Annotated in this window: 15 protein-coding genes; 5 read left to right on the top strand and 10 right to left on the bottom strand. The window is 63.4% G+C overall.

Annotated elements, in window-relative coordinates:
• Window positions 1–48 precede the first annotated feature (48 nt).
• Genes J7E36_RS19070 through J7E36_RS19055 form a run of 4 tightly spaced genes read right to left on the bottom strand, consistent with a single transcriptional unit; the run spans window position 49 to window position 2,311 of the window.
• Complete coding sequence (locus J7E36_RS19070; RefSeq protein ID WP_215006251.1) at window positions 49–606, bottom strand: DUF4136 domain-containing protein; 558 nt, start codon at window positions 604–606, stop codon at window positions 49–51.
• Window positions 607–626: 20 nt separating this feature from the next.
• Window positions 627–1,247 carry a DUF4136 domain-containing protein gene (locus J7E36_RS19065; protein WP_215006247.1) on the bottom strand — a complete coding sequence of 207 codons (621 nt, stop codon included), beginning with the start codon at window positions 1,245–1,247 and terminating at the stop codon, window positions 627–629.
• A 12-nt stretch (window positions 1,248–1,259) separates the two neighbouring features.
• On the bottom strand, window positions 1,260–2,009 hold the full coding sequence (locus J7E36_RS19060) for a methyltransferase domain-containing protein (RefSeq protein WP_215006244.1): 750 nt from the start codon (window positions 2,007–2,009) through the stop codon (window positions 1,260–1,262).
• On the bottom strand, window positions 2,006–2,311 hold the full coding sequence (locus tag J7E36_RS19055; protein ID WP_024780720.1) for a MazG-like family protein: 306 nt from the start codon (window positions 2,309–2,311) through the stop codon (window positions 2,006–2,008). Before J7E36_RS19055 ends, J7E36_RS19060 begins: the two co-directional genes overlap by 4 nt.
• A gap of 157 nt (window positions 2,312–2,468) precedes the next feature.
• Here J7E36_RS19055 and J7E36_RS19050 point away from each other — a divergent pair, with 157 nt between their 5' ends.
• The 3 genes from J7E36_RS19050 to J7E36_RS19040 all read left to right on the top strand — a co-directional run bounded on the left by J7E36_RS19050 (window position 2,469) and on the right by J7E36_RS19040 (window position 4,994).
• On the top strand, window positions 2,469–2,762 hold the full coding sequence (locus J7E36_RS19050) for a hypothetical protein (protein ID WP_215006241.1): 294 nt from the start codon (window positions 2,469–2,471) through the stop codon (window positions 2,760–2,762).
• A gap of 410 nt (window positions 2,763–3,172) precedes the next feature.
• Complete coding sequence (locus J7E36_RS19045; RefSeq protein WP_215006238.1) at window positions 3,173–3,505, top strand: DUF6124 family protein; 333 nt, start codon at window positions 3,173–3,175, stop codon at window positions 3,503–3,505.
• A 142-nt stretch (window positions 3,506–3,647) separates the two neighbouring features.
• Window positions 3,648–4,994 carry an MATE family efflux transporter gene (locus J7E36_RS19040; RefSeq protein ID WP_215006235.1) on the top strand — a complete coding sequence of 449 codons (1,347 nt, stop codon included), beginning with the start codon at window positions 3,648–3,650 and terminating at the stop codon, window positions 4,992–4,994.
• Here the strand turns inward: J7E36_RS19040 and J7E36_RS19035 are convergent.
• The 6 genes from J7E36_RS19035 to J7E36_RS19010 form a co-directional block, all read right to left on the bottom strand.
• Window positions 4,991–5,782: a DUF4123 domain-containing protein gene (locus tag J7E36_RS19035; protein ID WP_215006232.1), complete on the bottom strand. Its 792-nt coding sequence runs from the start codon at window positions 5,780–5,782 to the stop codon at window positions 4,991–4,993. The genes J7E36_RS19040 and J7E36_RS19035 overlap by 4 nt on opposite strands.
• Window positions 5,779–7,095 (bottom strand): type VI secretion system Vgr family protein, encoded by a 1,317-nt coding sequence (locus J7E36_RS19030; RefSeq protein ID WP_215006229.1) that lies wholly within the window; start codon window positions 7,093–7,095, stop codon window positions 5,779–5,781. The genes J7E36_RS19035 and J7E36_RS19030 overlap by 4 nt, the downstream gene beginning before the upstream one ends.
• A 304-nt stretch (window positions 7,096–7,399) precedes the next feature.
• The gene (speA, locus tag J7E36_RS19025) at window positions 7,400–9,313 is read right to left on the bottom strand and encodes an arginine decarboxylase (protein ID WP_215006226.1); all 1,914 of its coding nucleotides are present in this window, start codon (window positions 9,311–9,313) and stop codon (window positions 7,400–7,402) included.
• A gap of 148 nt (window positions 9,314–9,461) precedes the next feature.
• Entirely contained in the window at window positions 9,462–9,833 is a 372-nt protein-coding gene (locus tag J7E36_RS19020) for a translation initiation factor Sui1 (RefSeq protein ID WP_215006223.1), read from the bottom strand.
• Between the two features lie 167 nt (window positions 9,834–10,000).
• Entirely contained in the window at window positions 10,001–10,558 is a 558-nt protein-coding gene (locus tag J7E36_RS19015; RefSeq protein WP_215006220.1) for an NUDIX hydrolase, read from the bottom strand.
• A gap of 3 nt (window positions 10,559–10,561) precedes the next feature.
• Window positions 10,562–11,629: a DUF2333 family protein gene (locus tag J7E36_RS19010; protein ID WP_215006217.1), complete on the bottom strand. Its 1,068-nt coding sequence runs from the start codon at window positions 11,627–11,629 to the stop codon at window positions 10,562–10,564.
• A 285-nt stretch (window positions 11,630–11,914) separates the two neighbouring features.
• Between J7E36_RS19010 and J7E36_RS19005 the strand changes: the two genes are divergently transcribed.
• On the top strand, window positions 11,915–13,576 hold the full coding sequence (locus tag J7E36_RS19005; protein WP_215006214.1) for a GGDEF domain-containing response regulator: 1,662 nt from the start codon (window positions 11,915–11,917) through the stop codon (window positions 13,574–13,576).
• Window positions 13,577–13,628: 52 nt separating this feature from the next.
• Window positions 13,629–15,575, top strand: a complete 1,947-nt coding sequence (locus tag J7E36_RS19000) for a methyl-accepting chemotaxis protein (protein WP_215006210.1) — start codon at window positions 13,629–13,631, stop codon at window positions 15,573–15,575.
• Window positions 15,576–15,652: the final 77 nt, after the last annotated feature.

The following is a 15,652-nucleotide window of genomic DNA, read 5'->3' as shown; positions in this document are numbered from 1 at the left end:
ATCATTAGGCCAGTTCAGCTTTGCTCCCACAGCTCTACCGGGCTCTGGCTATCGCGGTGGATAAGTCGAGAGGATCCGCCCCACCGTCTCGCGTACCGCAGTGTTACGGTCAGCCGGGTTCGGTGAGTCGCTCAGCATCTGCTCATCACTGCCCCACCACACCAGCTTGCCGTCCTTGCCATCGAGCAAATCGATCTGCACGGTGGCGACCTTGTAGCTGATGTTGCGGGTTTCGTTGTACATCGGCCCGCCCCAATAGCCGTTCCAGGGGCTGCCCCAACCGCCGCCATAATTGGTGGTCACCTGTTGCTGGCGATCCTCGACGATCAGGTAGGCCTGGACCAGCACATCACCATGGCCGCCAGACGGGGCCGGGCGCAGGCCGCGCTGGTCGAGTTGATCGGCGACGGCCTGGCGGATGCGCTGTTCGGTCAGGTCACTCTTGATGCGCGGGTCATCGGGGCGATATTGCAGTGCCGGGTCTTTCCAGCTCCAACTGCGATACGCCGCAAAATCGCGGCGGGTGTCGAAATCATGATTGACCTGGTTATTGGCACAAGCGCCAAGCAGGAGAGCAAAGGACAGTAAGACAAAGCGGCGAAACATGGCTTTTCTCCGTGGCGTGATCAACTGGGCGGATAAGCCGACAGGGCTTTTTCCACCGCCTCGCGAATGGCGTCCGTGCGTGCACTTTGGCTGCCGCGCTGGCTGGTCTCGGCGCTGGCGCTCCAGACCGGCTGACCATTGCGCGCATCGAACAGATCGACCCGGACCACCACCACCTGCTCCTGATACGTGCGCACCACCGGCACCGTGTGATACATGCCATAACCGGGGCCGTAACCCGGGCCGTAGCGGTTGTAGCCGCCGTAGTAGCCGCTATCGTAGTCGTCCCGCACCTGGCGCAATCGGGTCTCCAGGCGCAGGTCGGCACTGACGAACAGGTCGGCCGGGCGATTGTCATGCAACGGGCGCAGGCCACGCTGGTCCAGGGCGTTGCTCACCGCCTCTGCCACCTGGGCCGAATCCGCCCAGGCGGTGCCCGCCGGCATCCGCCCGTTGAGCCAGGCCCAACTGCGATAGCGCCCGTAGTCACGGGGCGCTGCGGGGTAGGCGCTGCGATCGAATACCTGGGCGGCTTCGGGCGGTGCCGGCGGCAACGGGTTGGACGTGGCGACATACGGGTTGCTGCCCTGGCACGCCGCCAGGCCCAGGCACAGCACCAATACCCCTGAACGACCTTTCATTTCGATCTCCGTTCACACCGGCCGACAGATCCAGTGCAAATAACGTCCCAACCCGGCAAACGCGGGATGGCGACGGTGGGCCAGTTCCATCTCCAGCAACTGCGCAAGCTCCACGCGGCCCTGGAACTCCACCGGCATGTAGTCATGGAAAACCCGCACGCCACTCTGTTTTTCGACCTGCCACACGTCTTCAAGTTGCGCCGCCAATTCCCGCGGATCAAGGGGTTGCTGCGGCGTCAGGCTTTGTTTTTCACCGGCCATGTCATTTTTGCGCAACTTGCGGAAATGCCCCTTGAGCAGGTTGCGATACACCAGCGCGTCACGGTTGTAGAACGCCAGGGACAGCCAGCCACCGGGCACCGTCAGTTGATGCAGGACCGGCAGGATCGCGTGGGGCTCGGCCAGCCATTCGAGCACCGCGTGGCACAGCACCAGGTCGTAAGGCTCGGTGAGCTGACCGAGCAGGTCCTGCCAAGGCGCCTGGATAAAGGTTGCACCCTGCTCCGCCTCGGCAAACCGCTGGCGGGCACCGGCTAGCATGGGCTCGGCCGGTTCGGCCAGGGTCACCTGGTGGCCGCGCTCGGCCAGCCACAGCGACATATGGCCCAGGCCGGCGCCGATGTCCAGCACGCGCAAGGGGCGATCAGGCAAGCTTTCCAGCAGATCGGCCTGAAGCACCGCCAGGCGGATCGCACCCTTGGCCCCGCCGTAGATTTTCTCTGCAAAACGCGTGGCAAGCTGATCGAAATGACGGTCGCTCATTGGCCGAACCGCCGTTCGCTGTCGGCCAGTTTGCTGCGCACCACGGCGTCCATGTCCAGGCCCAACTCGCTGCACAACAGCAACAGGTACAACACGATGTCACCGACTTCCTGCCCCGCATGGGCCAATTTGTCTGCCGGCAATTGGCGCGACTGGTCCTCGGTCAGCCACTGGAAAATCTCCACCAGCTCGGCCATTTCCACGCTGGCGGCCATGGCGAGGTTTTTCGGACTGTGGAATGGCCGCCAATCGTTACGATCACGAATGGCGTGCAAGCGTTCGGTCAGTTCAACAAGGTTCATCGGGCTCTCCTGAATGCGCATAGCTTCGGGGGGATGACCTTGGAAGGCAAGTCTCTCGGTATGCGTGGCGATTTGCCTCATAATCGAACCATCGGCACGCTGACAGCTCCTACAATCAGAACCCGTTAACCCAGATCCCCCTCATCAGGATGCACACATGCAGGTAGAAAGCTTTTTCGAATGGCTCGGCCAGGCGCTCGGTTCGGTGATCCGTTTCATCGTCGACCTGCTCAGCGGCCTGTTCAACACCCTGGCCAACGCCGGCGGCAACTTCGTCGACGGCCTGGCCCGCACCTTGGGCATGGATACCTCGATCATCAGCATCATCGCGCTGATCCTCGGGTTACTGATGCTGTACTCCGCGATACGCGCCTTCATGCGAGCGTCGATTGTCATGGGGATCATCTGGCTGGTGTTGGGGTTGTGGCTGTTGAGTTGGATCATTCACTAGGTCTGGATTGATCGCGCGGCACAAGGACGATGCCGCCCCCCCTGTGGCGAGGGAGCCTTTTGTTTATTCCCCTCGTCCAGCCGTAGGCACAGGCTACACCGCCTTGCGCCGTTGCCTACAACTACGCCAGAATCCGCCGGCTTGTGCGCCTTGGGGTGGGGCTCTATCGTTGTCGGGTCGCTGCCAATCAGCGATCGGGTTTAGCGATCCGGCTCCATACACAGACGCAACAATGCTCAGTCTCGATTGCAGTCCTTCTACTTCTGCGATTGCGTAATGGTGGCTGTGCGTGGGAGACCTTCGGGTCTACCCGGGGTTTCTGTGACCCGGATCGCTAACCTGCGTACAGCCGCCACCTTTACTTGTTTAGCGATAGGTCGTGGCGGCTCAATCCATCACGGAGTTTCACCATGTTCAAAGTAACCCCCAACCCACCGGAAACCGATCCGAACTCAAGCGCCTTCGACAAAGCCGCCGACCGCGCCCTCGACTTCTACCTCAAACCCAAACCCACCGAGCCTGAAATCCAACCGGGTCAACTCTTCACCGTCGTCAATGGCAGCGACACCGAAGCCCTGCTCGCCAACCTCAGCGAAACCCTGGCTTCGGCCAATGCCATGGTCAGCGACCTGGCGTTTGACCTGGACGGTTCCAGGCGGCATGTGGCCATGGGTATCCAGCAGCTGATCGAACTGAGCGGCCTGCTGGTGAACCGGGCGCTGGATAACGTCGACCCGCGCTAGCAGCAGCGCATGACCTTTGTGGCGAGGGAATTTATCCCCTCGCCACAGGGTTTCAGTGGACCGGGATAACTGCCCGGTCCCACGCCCATGGGACCGAGCCTCGCAAGAACTCGCTACAATCGCGCTCCATCAAGGAGCCCGCATGTCCAACCTGATCACTGACTGGCGCGACCGCCTTACCCATCGCCGGGTCTGGGCGCTGGCTGCGCCGATGATTCTTTCGAACATTTCCGCGCCGCTGGTAGCGTTGGTAGACAGTACGGTCATCGGCCATCTGCCCCATGCCCATCAACTGGGCGCGGTGGCAGTCGGGGCGAGTTTGTATACGGTGCTGGCGTGGGCCATGGGCTTCTTGCGCATGGGCTCCACCGGCTTCGCCGCCCAGGCCGCCGGGCGCGGTGATGGCGCGGCGTTGCGGCAAGTGCTGATGCAAGGCCTGTTGCTGGCGATGGGGTTGGCGGTGGTGCTCGGCGCCGTCGGCGGGCCGCTGAGTGGCGTGGCGTTGCACTTCATGCAGCCGTCGGCGGAACTCGATCAATTGACCCGGGATTTCTTTCACACGCGTCTCTTCGGCTTGCCGGCGGCGCTGGCCAGTTATGCGCTGGTGGGTTGGTTTCTTGGCGCCCAGAACGCCCGGGCGCCGTTGGCTATCTTGCTGGTGACCAACCTGGTGAACATCGCCCTCAACCTGTGGTTCGTGATGGGGCTGGACTGGGGCGTGGCCGGTTCGGCGCGGGCGTCGGTGATTGCCGAGTGGACCGGTGCCCTGGTCGGCCTGGCCCTGGCGCACAAAACCCTGCGCGCCTGGCCGGGTCAGATGGCCTGGGCGGCCCTGGCGCTGTGGCAGAACTGGCGCCCGCTGCTGGCGGTGAACCGGGACATTTTCATTCGCAGCCTGGCGCTGCAAGCAGTGTTCTTCCTGATCACGGTGCAGGGTGCGCGGCTGGGGGATGCGACCGTGGCGGCCAATGCCCTGCTGCTCAACGGGCTGCTGCTGACCGCCCATGCCCTGGACGGCCTGGCCCATGCGGTCGAAGCCTTGTGCGGTCACGCCATCGGCGCCCACGACCGCCTGGCCCTGCGTCGCTCGCTGGTGGTGGCCTGCGGCTGGTCACTGATTGCGAGCGTCGGTTTTGCGCTGCTGTTTCTGCTCGCCGGCCACCTGTTCATCGCGATGCAGACCGACATCCCCGACGTGCGCGACACCGCCTACCAGTACCTGCCGTACCTGGCGGCCCTGCCGCTGATCGCGGTGTGGAGCTACCTGCTCGACGGGCTGTTCATCGGTGCCACCCGCGCCCGTGAGATGCGCAACGGCATGCTGCTGACCCTGCTGCTGGTATTGCCCATCGCCTGGGCGCTGCGCGGACTGGGCAACCACGGGCTATGGATTACCTTCCTGCTGTTCATGGCCTTGCGCAGCCTGACCCTCGGGGCGATCGCCTGGCACTTGCAGCGGCGCGATCGCTGGCTTGGTAATCCCGCCTAATTGTCCTGCCACAATCGGCGCAGGTGATCGAAGTACTCGCGTTGCGACCGGCCTTCCCTGTCCGGCACCGGCCCGGCATCAGGGTATTGCAGGCGCAGCCACAGCCAGTCATCGAGCACCGGTTGCTCGGTAAAGCCCAACGCCACCCCCTGCTGCAAGTCCCTCCAGAGCAGACGGTAATCGCGCCCGACGGAGCGTGACCAGCGCCAGGCGTGACGCTCCAGCAGGCACTGTTGCAATTGGCGCTGCTGCCGGTCGCTGAGGCTGTGCTCGTTCTCCAGCGCCGCCCCCGGCAAGCCCGGGTTGGACAGCTGCTGCCAGCCCTGGCTGCCGATCCCCCGGTCGGCCCAGGTGCCGCCGAACCAACGCACCAGGCTGATCGGCCCCAGCCAGCAACTGAGCGCTTGCGGGTCGCAACCGTCGAAAAAATAACTGGCGGTGTGCGGGTTGTAGTAGTTCAACAAGGCCTTGTGGTGCAGGCCTACCGTGACCGTCAGCATGCGACGCAGATGCGCCAGCAGTTGCCCGACAGGCGAAGCACTGATCAATAACAACCCCGGCCAGGAGCGCGGATCCAGATGACAGAGGCTGACCAGCGCGCCCGACTGCCGCAGGTCCAGCAACAATGGACTGTGCGCCCGCAGCCCGCGAAACTCGGTGTCTTCGAACAGGACAAAAGGCCGGGCTTGGGCGAACTGCTCCTGCAGCCGCTGCGCCACACCCGGCGCCCCCGGAGCGTCGAGCAGCAGCCAATGAGGCCCGGCCCCAGGCAGATCGGCAGCGCTCACGGAGCAACGCCCGCGCCCGGTTGCATGAGCAACCGGCACGTACACAACGGCTCGGCGCAATGGCTGAAGCTCCCGCCGCCGGGTAACAGGCACAACAAGACCAGCGGCTCGGCATTGCGGATCGCGGACAACAGCACCGGGTCCGGATCGGCCGGGCAGCGACGCTCAGGTAAGGCGGGGCTTGCTGCCGGGGCCTCCGGCAAGTCCAACGATGCGGGCACATCGAGAAAGGCGCTGATCAACGGCCGATCCGGGTCGCCTTCGATAAAACTCACCAGCACTTCGGTGCCCTCGTCCAGGGCCGCTGCACCCGCCAGCAGTTCGGGCGCCAAGGGCAGCCAGCAATGGCTGGGGCTGGCCCCCTCGCCCTGATAGACCCAATCGAACTGCACCGCCACGCGCCCCGCGTCCTGGGCTGCTGGCTCGTCCACCGCCACGACCCAACCCCTTTGCCGGCTCGCCATGCGCGGTTTTGCCGGGACATTGGCCGTCGCGAAGGGAGCGCCCAGGGGAATGGCCTTGAACCGGTTGCCATACACCCCCGCCTGTCCGTGGCGCTCGATGCACGTCAACAGCCAGCGCCGGTTCCAACTTTCCAGAGGATGCGCACTCAGCGCCAGTACCCGACCCGCGTGCAGGTTCATCAGGTCGCTGCGGCCCTCGGCCACTCGCGCGCCTGACGCATTGGTTTGCACGCTGAACGCTCGCACGCCAGGCGACGGCCGGTGGTCGCCATACTCCGCTTCATCGGCAAGGGGAAAGCTGCCCGCGTTGTCGGCGAACACCAGGCAATGGCCGTCCCTGGCCTGTTCGAAATGAAAGTGAATACCGGCCTGGGCACATACGCGCTGGAGAAAGTGCAGATCTGTTTCCCGGTACTGGGTACAGAAATCCTGCGGTGGATAATCGCCGCCCAAATCGAGGCACAAGTGGCGGCCGCTGATGCCGTGCTCCTTCAGCACCTGGCGGATGATCTGCGGTACAGAGCGCGCGCCAAACACCCGTTGGCTGAAGCGCTGCGCCAGGCAGGCCAGCTTCGGCCCGATTCGTACCCGACAACCCGTGCCATGGGGCTGCTCGACCAGCTCATGCAACTGCCCATGAACGCCCCGGCCCGAGGCACCAAAACTCAACCAGACGTTGCGGTACAGCAGGCCCGCCAAGTCCAGGGAAGTATCGTGGAGCAACACCTGTGCCTCATAGACGAAGGGTTCGCTGATGGCTTCGCTGCCTGTGAAGGCCGCGACGGCCAAGGGTTCGGGCAGACCGGCTATCTCCAGGAAAAAGGCTGACTCGCAGGCAGGATCGGACATCGGCGTTTCTCTACAGGAGGGACGGGCGGGGATTCTCGCCGAGAGCCATGGCCGAGTAGAGGGCCGAAGTACAAGTTAGGAAAGGGACTACACGAATTTAGGACTGCGCCGGTTATGTACAGCGCTGCGTGGAAATAACCCCGGGCACAAATAAAAATGCCCTCCGGGACTGTCCGAAAAGACCCGCAACTTGCGGAGTATTTTCTGACAGACCGGAGGGCATGATGGATAACCCGGGGCGAGCGATCATGTAAGCAATCAGGCCAGCCTCAAGCAACCCATGGCCCCCGAGGGCCTCAGCTCATCAGGAAGACAGATACGACGAACGCGTCAGCCCCAGTCGCAGCGCATCGAGGAACTGGGTCCGCTCGGCAGCGCTGATACGAGCGCTGGCGCATTTGTCCCGGTAGTGGGTCATCAACTCTTCCGGCGACAAGTGCACATAACGCAGCATGTCTTCGATGGTGTCGTGGGTTTCGATGCCGGCGTGGTACACGCTGCCATCGGCGTTCTGGTAGATGTTCACCGAGTCGGTGTCACCGAACAGGTTGTGCATGTCGCCGAGGATTTCCTGGTAGGCGCCCACCAGGAAGATGCCCAGCAGATAGTCCTCGCCCGGGTTGAGGGAATGCACCGGCAGGCTGGTCTCGATGCTCTGCTCGTCGACGTACTGCTTGATCTTGCCGTCGGAGTCACAGGTCAGGTCTTGCAGCACGGCACGGCGCAGCGGCTCTTCATCGAGGCGATGCAACGGCAGGATCGGCAGCACCTGGCCGATGGCCCAGGTGTCCGGCAGGCTCTGGAACACCGAGAAGTTGCAGATGTACTTGTCGGCCAGCTTGTCGTTGAGTTCATCCAGCACTTGACGATGGGAGCGCTGACGGGCCTTCAGCGAGTTGTGCAGGCGCCGGCACACGGCGAAGTAGCACTGCTCGGCCAGGGCTTTTTCGGCCAGGGTCAACTTGCCGTCGGCGTACTGCGTGGCCACGTCGCTCATGTAGTGAGTGGCGCGCCAGTAGGTCTCGGTGACCATCTCGATGTCGGTCGGGCCCAGCAGGTCCACCAGCCATTGCACGGTTTCCGGCAGTTCCTGCTTGTTGTCGATTTCCGGCACGTCGTCGTTGTGCTTCTCGACGTCGGTCACCTGCACCACCAGCATCGCGTGGTGGGCGGTCAGCGAGCGACCGCTCTCGGAGAAAATGTGCGGATGCGGCAGACCCTGGGCATCGCAGAACTCCTTGAGCATGCCGACCACGACACCGGCGTAATCGTCCATGTCGTAGTTGATCGAACTGGCATTGCGCGAATGCGTGCCGTCGTAGTCCACGCCCAGGCCACCGCCGACGTCGATGTGATCCACCGGCAGGCCAAGGTTGCGCAGCTCACCGTAGTAACGGATCGCTTCCTTGAAACCGTGCTGATAATCCGCCAGGTTGGCGATCTGCGAGCCCATGTGGAAGTGCAGCAAGCGGATGCCCTGGTCCAGGCCGGCGCCGCGGAAGCGCTCGACCACCGACAGCAGCTGTGCGGCGGACAAGCCGAATTTGGATTTTTCACCACCGGTATCGGCCCACTTGCTCGACGCCAGGGACGAGAGGCGCACCCGCAGGCCCACCTGGGGCTTGACCTTGAGCGCGGCGGCTTCTTCGATCACCAGGCCGACTTCCGACTCTTTTTCGATGACGATGAACACGTTGTGGCCCAGCTTCTGGCCCATCAGCGCCAGACGGATGAACTCGCGGTCCTTGTAGCCGTTGCAGACGATGGTCCCGCCCTTCGGCGCCAGGGCCAGCACGGCGAGCAATTCCGGCTTGGAGCCGGCTTCCAGGCCGATGGAAACGTTCTGGGTGGCGATGATGTTCTCGATCACCGCTTCCTGCTGGTTGACCTTGATCGGGTAAAGCGCGGTGTATTGGCTCTGGTATTCCAGGCGTGCGATGTTGCTGTCGAACGCGCCGGTGAGCTGGCGCACGCGGTCTTGCAGGATGTCGGGGAAGCGCACCAGCAACGGCAGCGACAGGCCACTCTGGCGCAATTGATCGACTTGCTCGAACAGGTCGATGGGCGAGCTGGCGGGACCGTTCGGACGGACTTCGACGCGACCGGCGTCATTGATCGCGAAATACCCGGCCCCCCAATGGCGAATCCCGTAAACACTGCGGCTGTCCGCGACTGTCCATTGGCTGCCATCGTCTTTGCGTGTGCGTCTTACGGACATCGAAGTCCCCTATAAAAGAAGTCAAAATGCACCATCCGGTCGGAGGCTGGGGCAGTCTAGAGAGTGAAAATGACGAATTGTCTGTCAGCAGGGTAGACCCTGTCGCCAGCGATGAGTTTAGAAACCCGTTCAGAACAGGCAGCGGCCGCTAGCCGCCGGATTGCTTTGCCTTGAAACCGTGCCTGGCCAGTTCCGCCAGCAACAGCTCGAGGTGATCGCCCTGGATCTCGATGATGCCGTCTTTCAATGCACCACCGGTGCCACAGCGTTTCTTCAACGTGGTGGCGAGTGCCTTGAGCGCATCTTCGGCCAGCGGCACGCCGGTGATGGTGGTCACCGTCTTGCCGCCACGGCCCTTGCTTTCGCGGCGCACGCGGGCAATGCCGTCACCGGCAGGGACGACGGTCTGTTTGCAGATGCAGGCATCCACCGGTTGACGGCAATCAGGGCAGTGCCGACCGGCGTCGGTGGAAAATACCAGGCCGCCCAGGGCGGCGAAGGATGCGGCTTTTTTGGCCACCGGCAATCCTCTCGGGAGGACAAAGACTGGTCGAGGGGACGTACCCCGACCGCGAAGCCCCACTCAGGCAGGGGCAGCGCTACTGGACCGCAGACGGCGGTTCAGCTTGAAAAGTCGCGCAGTGTAACGGCAAAAAGCCGACTTGCTAAGGGCCAATCGGCGCCAATTTACAGCTTCTTTGCGATGCCATCTCCATGGGCGCGCAAATAGCGCTCAAGCGCCGCCAGGGAGTCCGGGCAGTAAGGCTTGCGCTGGATTTCATCGAGTACCTGTTCGATGGGCAGGAAACGCGCTTCGAGGACTTCTTCGGGTTGCAGGACCAGTGGGCCGTCCCACACCGCCGAGAACGCCGAGCACCACAGGCGGCTGCCGGTGTCTTCGAAATAGAAATGGTCATGGGCGATCAGTTCGACACCACTCACGCCGAGTTCTTCCGCCAGCTCACGGCTGGCCGACTCGGCGTAGGTTTCATCGGCCTGCACCATGCCGCCCGCCGCCACGTCCCAGAACCCCGGGTAGATTGCCTTGCTCAAGGTGCGCCGATGAACGCACAGTTCACCGGCCGAATTGAACAGCATGATGTAGGTGCCGCGTCCGATCAGGCCCCGCTCACGCAAATCCGAACGCACCAGGCTACCGAGCAGGTTGTCGTGCTCATCGACCCACGCGATCAGCTCGGCATCCGAGGCCACTCGGTGAGCGGCCTCCTGGGGGCTTTCGCTCATCAATCAGCCCTGGTTCAGCAATTGCCGCAAGTCGATGACTGCCGCATTTGCCCGGGAAATATAGTTGGCCATCACCAACGAGTGGTTCGCCAATACGCCGAAGCCGCTGCCGTTGAGGATCATCGGGCTCCAGACCGGCTCCTGGGAGGCCTCCAGTTCACGAATGATCTGCCGGACGCTGACCGTGGCGTTCTTTTTTGCCAGTACGTCGGCAAAGTCCACTTCGATGGCGCGCAGCAGGTGCGACAGCGCCCATGCCTGGCCGCGCGCTTCGTAGAACACGTTATCGATTTGCATCCATGGGGTCTCGACCACCTCTTCATCCACCTGAGGCACCTGGCCCGGGGCCAGGATTTCAGTTTTCAGCGAGGTATTGAGCTTGACCCGGCCGACGCTGGCCGACAGGCGCTGGGACAGCGAACCGAGGCGAGTGCCGACATCCCCCAGCCAGTTGTTCAGGTTGTCGGCGCGAGCGTAGAACAAGGCGCTCTTCTGGGCCGGGTCGGACAGGCGCGCCTGGTAACGGCTCAGGGAGTTGATCCCTTCCTGGTATTCCGATTCGCTGGAAGGCAACACCCAGCTGCGGTTATCAAAGTTGAAGCGCGGCTCGGCCTTCGCCAGGTCGGCGTCCTCGGCGGACTGCGATTGGGACCGGGCGAAGTCCTTGCGCAGGGCGCGGCTCAAATCGCGGACCTGCACCAGCACGCCGTATTCCCAGCTCGGCATGTTGTCCATCCACAGGCCCGGCGGGAAACGGTCGTTGGAAATGTAGCCGCCCGGCTTGGTCAGCAGGGTACCGGCCACGGTCTTGAGGGTTTCAACGGTGGTGTAGCCCACCACCATTTGCCGACCGTCACGCTCGGCTGCCGCCTGGGCATTCTGCTGCACCGGGAACAGCGCGGGCTCCTCGCTCCAATACCAGCCGACCGCGATGGTCACCAACAGGTACAAGCCAATCAGCGTGGCCAGTGCTCGGCTGAAAAACAGCCCACCCAGGTAGCTGCGGGTGGCCGATTTCGGTTCGGCGGCACGTTCAGGCGCGCTGCCCGCGCGGTTTTTCCAGTCCAGCATGGCGATGTCCCTTCAATCACTTGAGTTCTCGGTTCGACCACAACCCTACGCCATCGTGCCTGATTTGAAACGCAATAATGCGGCGCCCATCATGCCGATCGTGGCAGGGCAGTCGAACAGCCACTATAAAGGAAGCGTCGCCGGCGGCCTATGAAACCGACCGGTCATTAACTGAATGTCGCACCCGGGCAGATTATTGACGTATGTCACTCATGCTATTGAAAAGAGCTGCTAGCATAGAGCCACCAGTCGACCTCAGCATGCAGCCTAACTAGTAGTCAGGATATGACCGAGCCAGAAGACCCCAGCCGCGAGCGCCTCAAGCACCACTTTGCCCAGCGGGTAATTCACCAGGCTCGACAGATCCTGGAGATCTGGCAGCGCCTGCAACGCAGCGAGTGGTCAAGCACCGACCTGTCGGAGCTCAGCGAAGCCAATCTGCGCCTGCTGCGCTTTGCCGAGCGTTTCGAACAGCCCGAGCATTCCCAACTGGCCCACGGCATCAGCCAGTCGCTGCAAGCGGTGGACGCCAATCGCGGACGCCTGAGCAGTCACCTGATCACCGAAATCAACCGCCTGATGCAACGCCTGTCGCGCACCGGCCTGCGTCACGGCGATCAGCTCGAACAGACCTTCCTGCCGCCGCTGCGCAAACCCATCTACGTGTTGTTGCAGGACCACGACCGAGCCGAGCGCCTGGCCAAACAGTTGGAGTTCTTCGGCCTGAGTGCCCAGGCCCTGGACAGTGTCGCGGCCTTTCGGGCGACGATGGCCGAGCGCCTGCCGGCGGCAATTGTCATGGACGTGGACTTCAGCGGCCCCGGCGCCGGCCTGAAACTGGCCGCCGAAGCCCAGGAAGGCCTTGAGCAACCGTTGCCACTGTTGTTCTTCAGCTTGCTGGAAACCGATACGCCAACACGGCTGGCGGCCGTGCGCGCCGGCGGTCAGGAATTTCTCACCGGCACCCTCGAAGCCTCGAGCCTGCTGGAAAAAATCGAAGTGCTGACCTGCGCCGCCCAGTACGAACCCTACAAAGTGCTGATCATTGACGATTCCCGCGCCCAGGCCCTGCACACCGAACGCCTGCTCAACAGTGCCGGCATCGTCACCCGCACGTTGATCGAGCCGATCCAGGCCATGGCCGAACTGGCGGACTTCCAGCCCGACCTGATCATCCTCGACATGTACATGCCCGCCTGCACCGGCACGGAGTTGGCCAAGGTGATCCGCCACAATGACCGCTACGTCAGCGTGCCGATCATCTACCTGTCCGCCGAAGATGACCTGGACAAGCAGCTCGACGCCATGAGCGAGGGCGGCGACGACTTCCTGACCAAGCCGATCAAGCCCCGGCACCTGATCACCACCGTGCGCAACCGCGCGGCACGGGCCCGCAACCTCAAGGCGCGGATGGTGCGCGACAGCCTCACCGGGCTGTACAACCACACCCATATTCTGCAATTGCTCGAGGACTGCAGCTTCCGCGCGCGTCGCGAGGGCAAGCCGCTGAGTTTCGCCATGCTCGACATCGACCATTTCAAGCGGGTCAACGACAGCCACGGCCACCCCATGGGCGACCGGGTCATCAAGAGCCTGGCGCTGTTTCTCAAGCAGCGCCTGCGCAAGACCGACTTCATCGGCCGCTACGGCGGTGAAGAGTTCGCCATTGTCATGCCGGACACCGACATCGACGACGCCTGCAAGGTGCTGGATGAAATCCGCCAGCGCTTTGCCGAAATTCATTACCCGGCCCAGCCCCATGACCTGTGGTGCACCTTCAGCGCCGGCGTGGTGGAGATGAAAGATGACTGCGACAGCCTGATGATGGCGAGCCAGGCGGACGAAGCGTTGTACCGGGCCAAACATGCCGGACGCAACCGGGTGCAGAGCGCCAGGCAAAGTGCCACCTTTTCATCGGAATCCACAGATTCGGTCATGAACCTGTAACTCAAACGCAATAACTTCAGGCGCTTACGATTCTGCTCTTGGTAGACCCTCGATGCGCCTGAAGCTGCTGACCAACCTCAATACCCTTCTTTTAGTTGCCGTGTGCCTGGGCCTCGGCGCCACGCTCTGGTGGTCGCAGATCGCCCTGGAGCGCCCCTACTTGTTGATGGAGCGCTACCTGGGCCTGTCGCGGCAATTCCAGGGGGACGTGGCGCGCAACATCGAGGAGTACCTCAACAGCGGCGATGCGTTGCGCCTGAGCGCCGCGACCCAGGCCCTGGAAACCCTGCAAATGGAACTCGATGAGTTCCCGCCGCAGCTGGCCCAGACCCTGCGCCCGAGCCTGTCCAACCTCGACGGCTTCAGCAAGACCGATCTATTGGCCGCTGGTAAATTGGCAGGCGATCCCCAGGCCCTGCTGCTGCAAGCGGAACGTGAATTGAGCGCCAACCTCGATCAACTCGCGCATTACGCCCAGGGCGCCCCGGCGTACCTGCCCCCGTTGTTGGCCGCGTCGCAGCACCTGGGCAGGCTGTCGCTGACACGGGACAAACTGGTCAGCAGCGGCCGCAGTGAAATGGCCGCCGATGTCGAGCGCGAACTGGACAGCATCCGCACCCAAGCCGTGCTACTCGATGGCCTGCCACTGCTCGGCGTCACGGCCAGCAGCGAAACCGCCGGCGATGACTTCGCCGCGTTGATGGGCCTGGAGACCCAGGAAAAAACCGCCGCCGAAGATGCCGGCATCGCCCTCAAACGCGAACTCAACAGCCTGCTTGGACGTTACCCTGCGGAGCTGGCGCGCACCCGTGAGCAGATCCAGAAACGCACCGAGTTGAGCAACGCCACGCACCTGAAGACCGCTGACGTGCAACAGGCGATCGATGCCATGGAGCCTGCGGTGCGGGCCCAGCACGGGCGGATCCAGGGCGAGGTGCGGTTGATCCAGGGGCTGATGATCGGCCTGATCCTGCTGATCGCACTGCTCATCGACACCTTGCAACGCCGTCTGGCCCGGACCCTGACCCACCTGGCGCCGGCCTTGTCGACCTGGGCCGAGGGCGATTTCAGCCGCGGCATACAGATGGGCCCCAGCAACCGCGAGTTGAAAGACATCGAAGCGTCACTCAATCGCCTGCGTGCGTACCTGGTGGACCTGGTGGGCACCATTCGCGTGAACGCCGAGCAAGTGGCCGGCAGCAGCCGGACCCTGGCTGAACTGAGCGGCGAGCTGCACAGCGGCGCCGAGGACCAGGCCGGCGACACGGCACTGATCCGTGACTCCCTCAGCGAACTGGAGGCGACCATCCAGCAGGTTGCCGGCGATGCCAGCCAGGCCGCCGACGCCAGCCGCAGCGCCGGGCATGCCGTGGAGCAAGGACAGAAGGTCATCGGTTTGAGCCTCACTGGATTGCACGCCCTGGTAGGCGAAGTGCAAGGCAACGCGCAGATGATCGAGCAACTGGCCGAGGAGTCGGCCACCATCGGCGGCGTGCTGACGGTCATTCGCTCGATCGCCGACCAGACCAACCTGCTGGCCCTCAACGCTGCCATCGAGGCGGCCCGCGCCGGGGAAATGGGCCGCGGCTTCGCGGTCGTGGCCGAGGAAGTCCGCTCCCTGGCCCAACGCACGGCCGGCGCCACCGCCGAAATCCAGGCCCTGATCGCTCGCCTGCAACTGGCCGCGCGCCAGTCGGTGGACGGCATGCGCGCCCAGGTCGAACACGCCGAAGCCACCGCCAACCAGGCCCAAGCGGCCGACGGCGCGCTGGATAAAATCGTCGGCGCCATCCAGACCATCGCCGACACCGCCGTACGCATCGCCGACATCACCGCCCAACAGAGCGGCGCCGTCAGCGAAATCCGCGACCACAGCGAGCGGATCCACCAACTGGGCGGCGACAACCTGCTGCGCATCGGCCAGGGTCGAGAACAAGGCGACAACCTGCTGGTACTGGGCGGTAGGCTGCACACGGCAGTGCAGGCGTTTCGGGTGTAATCGCCCCCACCGCCTTCCCCTGTGGGAACACTGGCACTGCAGCATCAACGTCGCCCGACACGCCGCCATCGCGAGCA

The organism is Pseudomonas fluorescens (assembly GCF_018614775.1).
Lineage (GTDB): Bacteria > Pseudomonadota > Gammaproteobacteria > Pseudomonadales > Pseudomonadaceae > Aquipseudomonas > Aquipseudomonas fluorescens_BY.
This window is presented reverse-complemented; position numbering and strand designations above follow the sequence as displayed.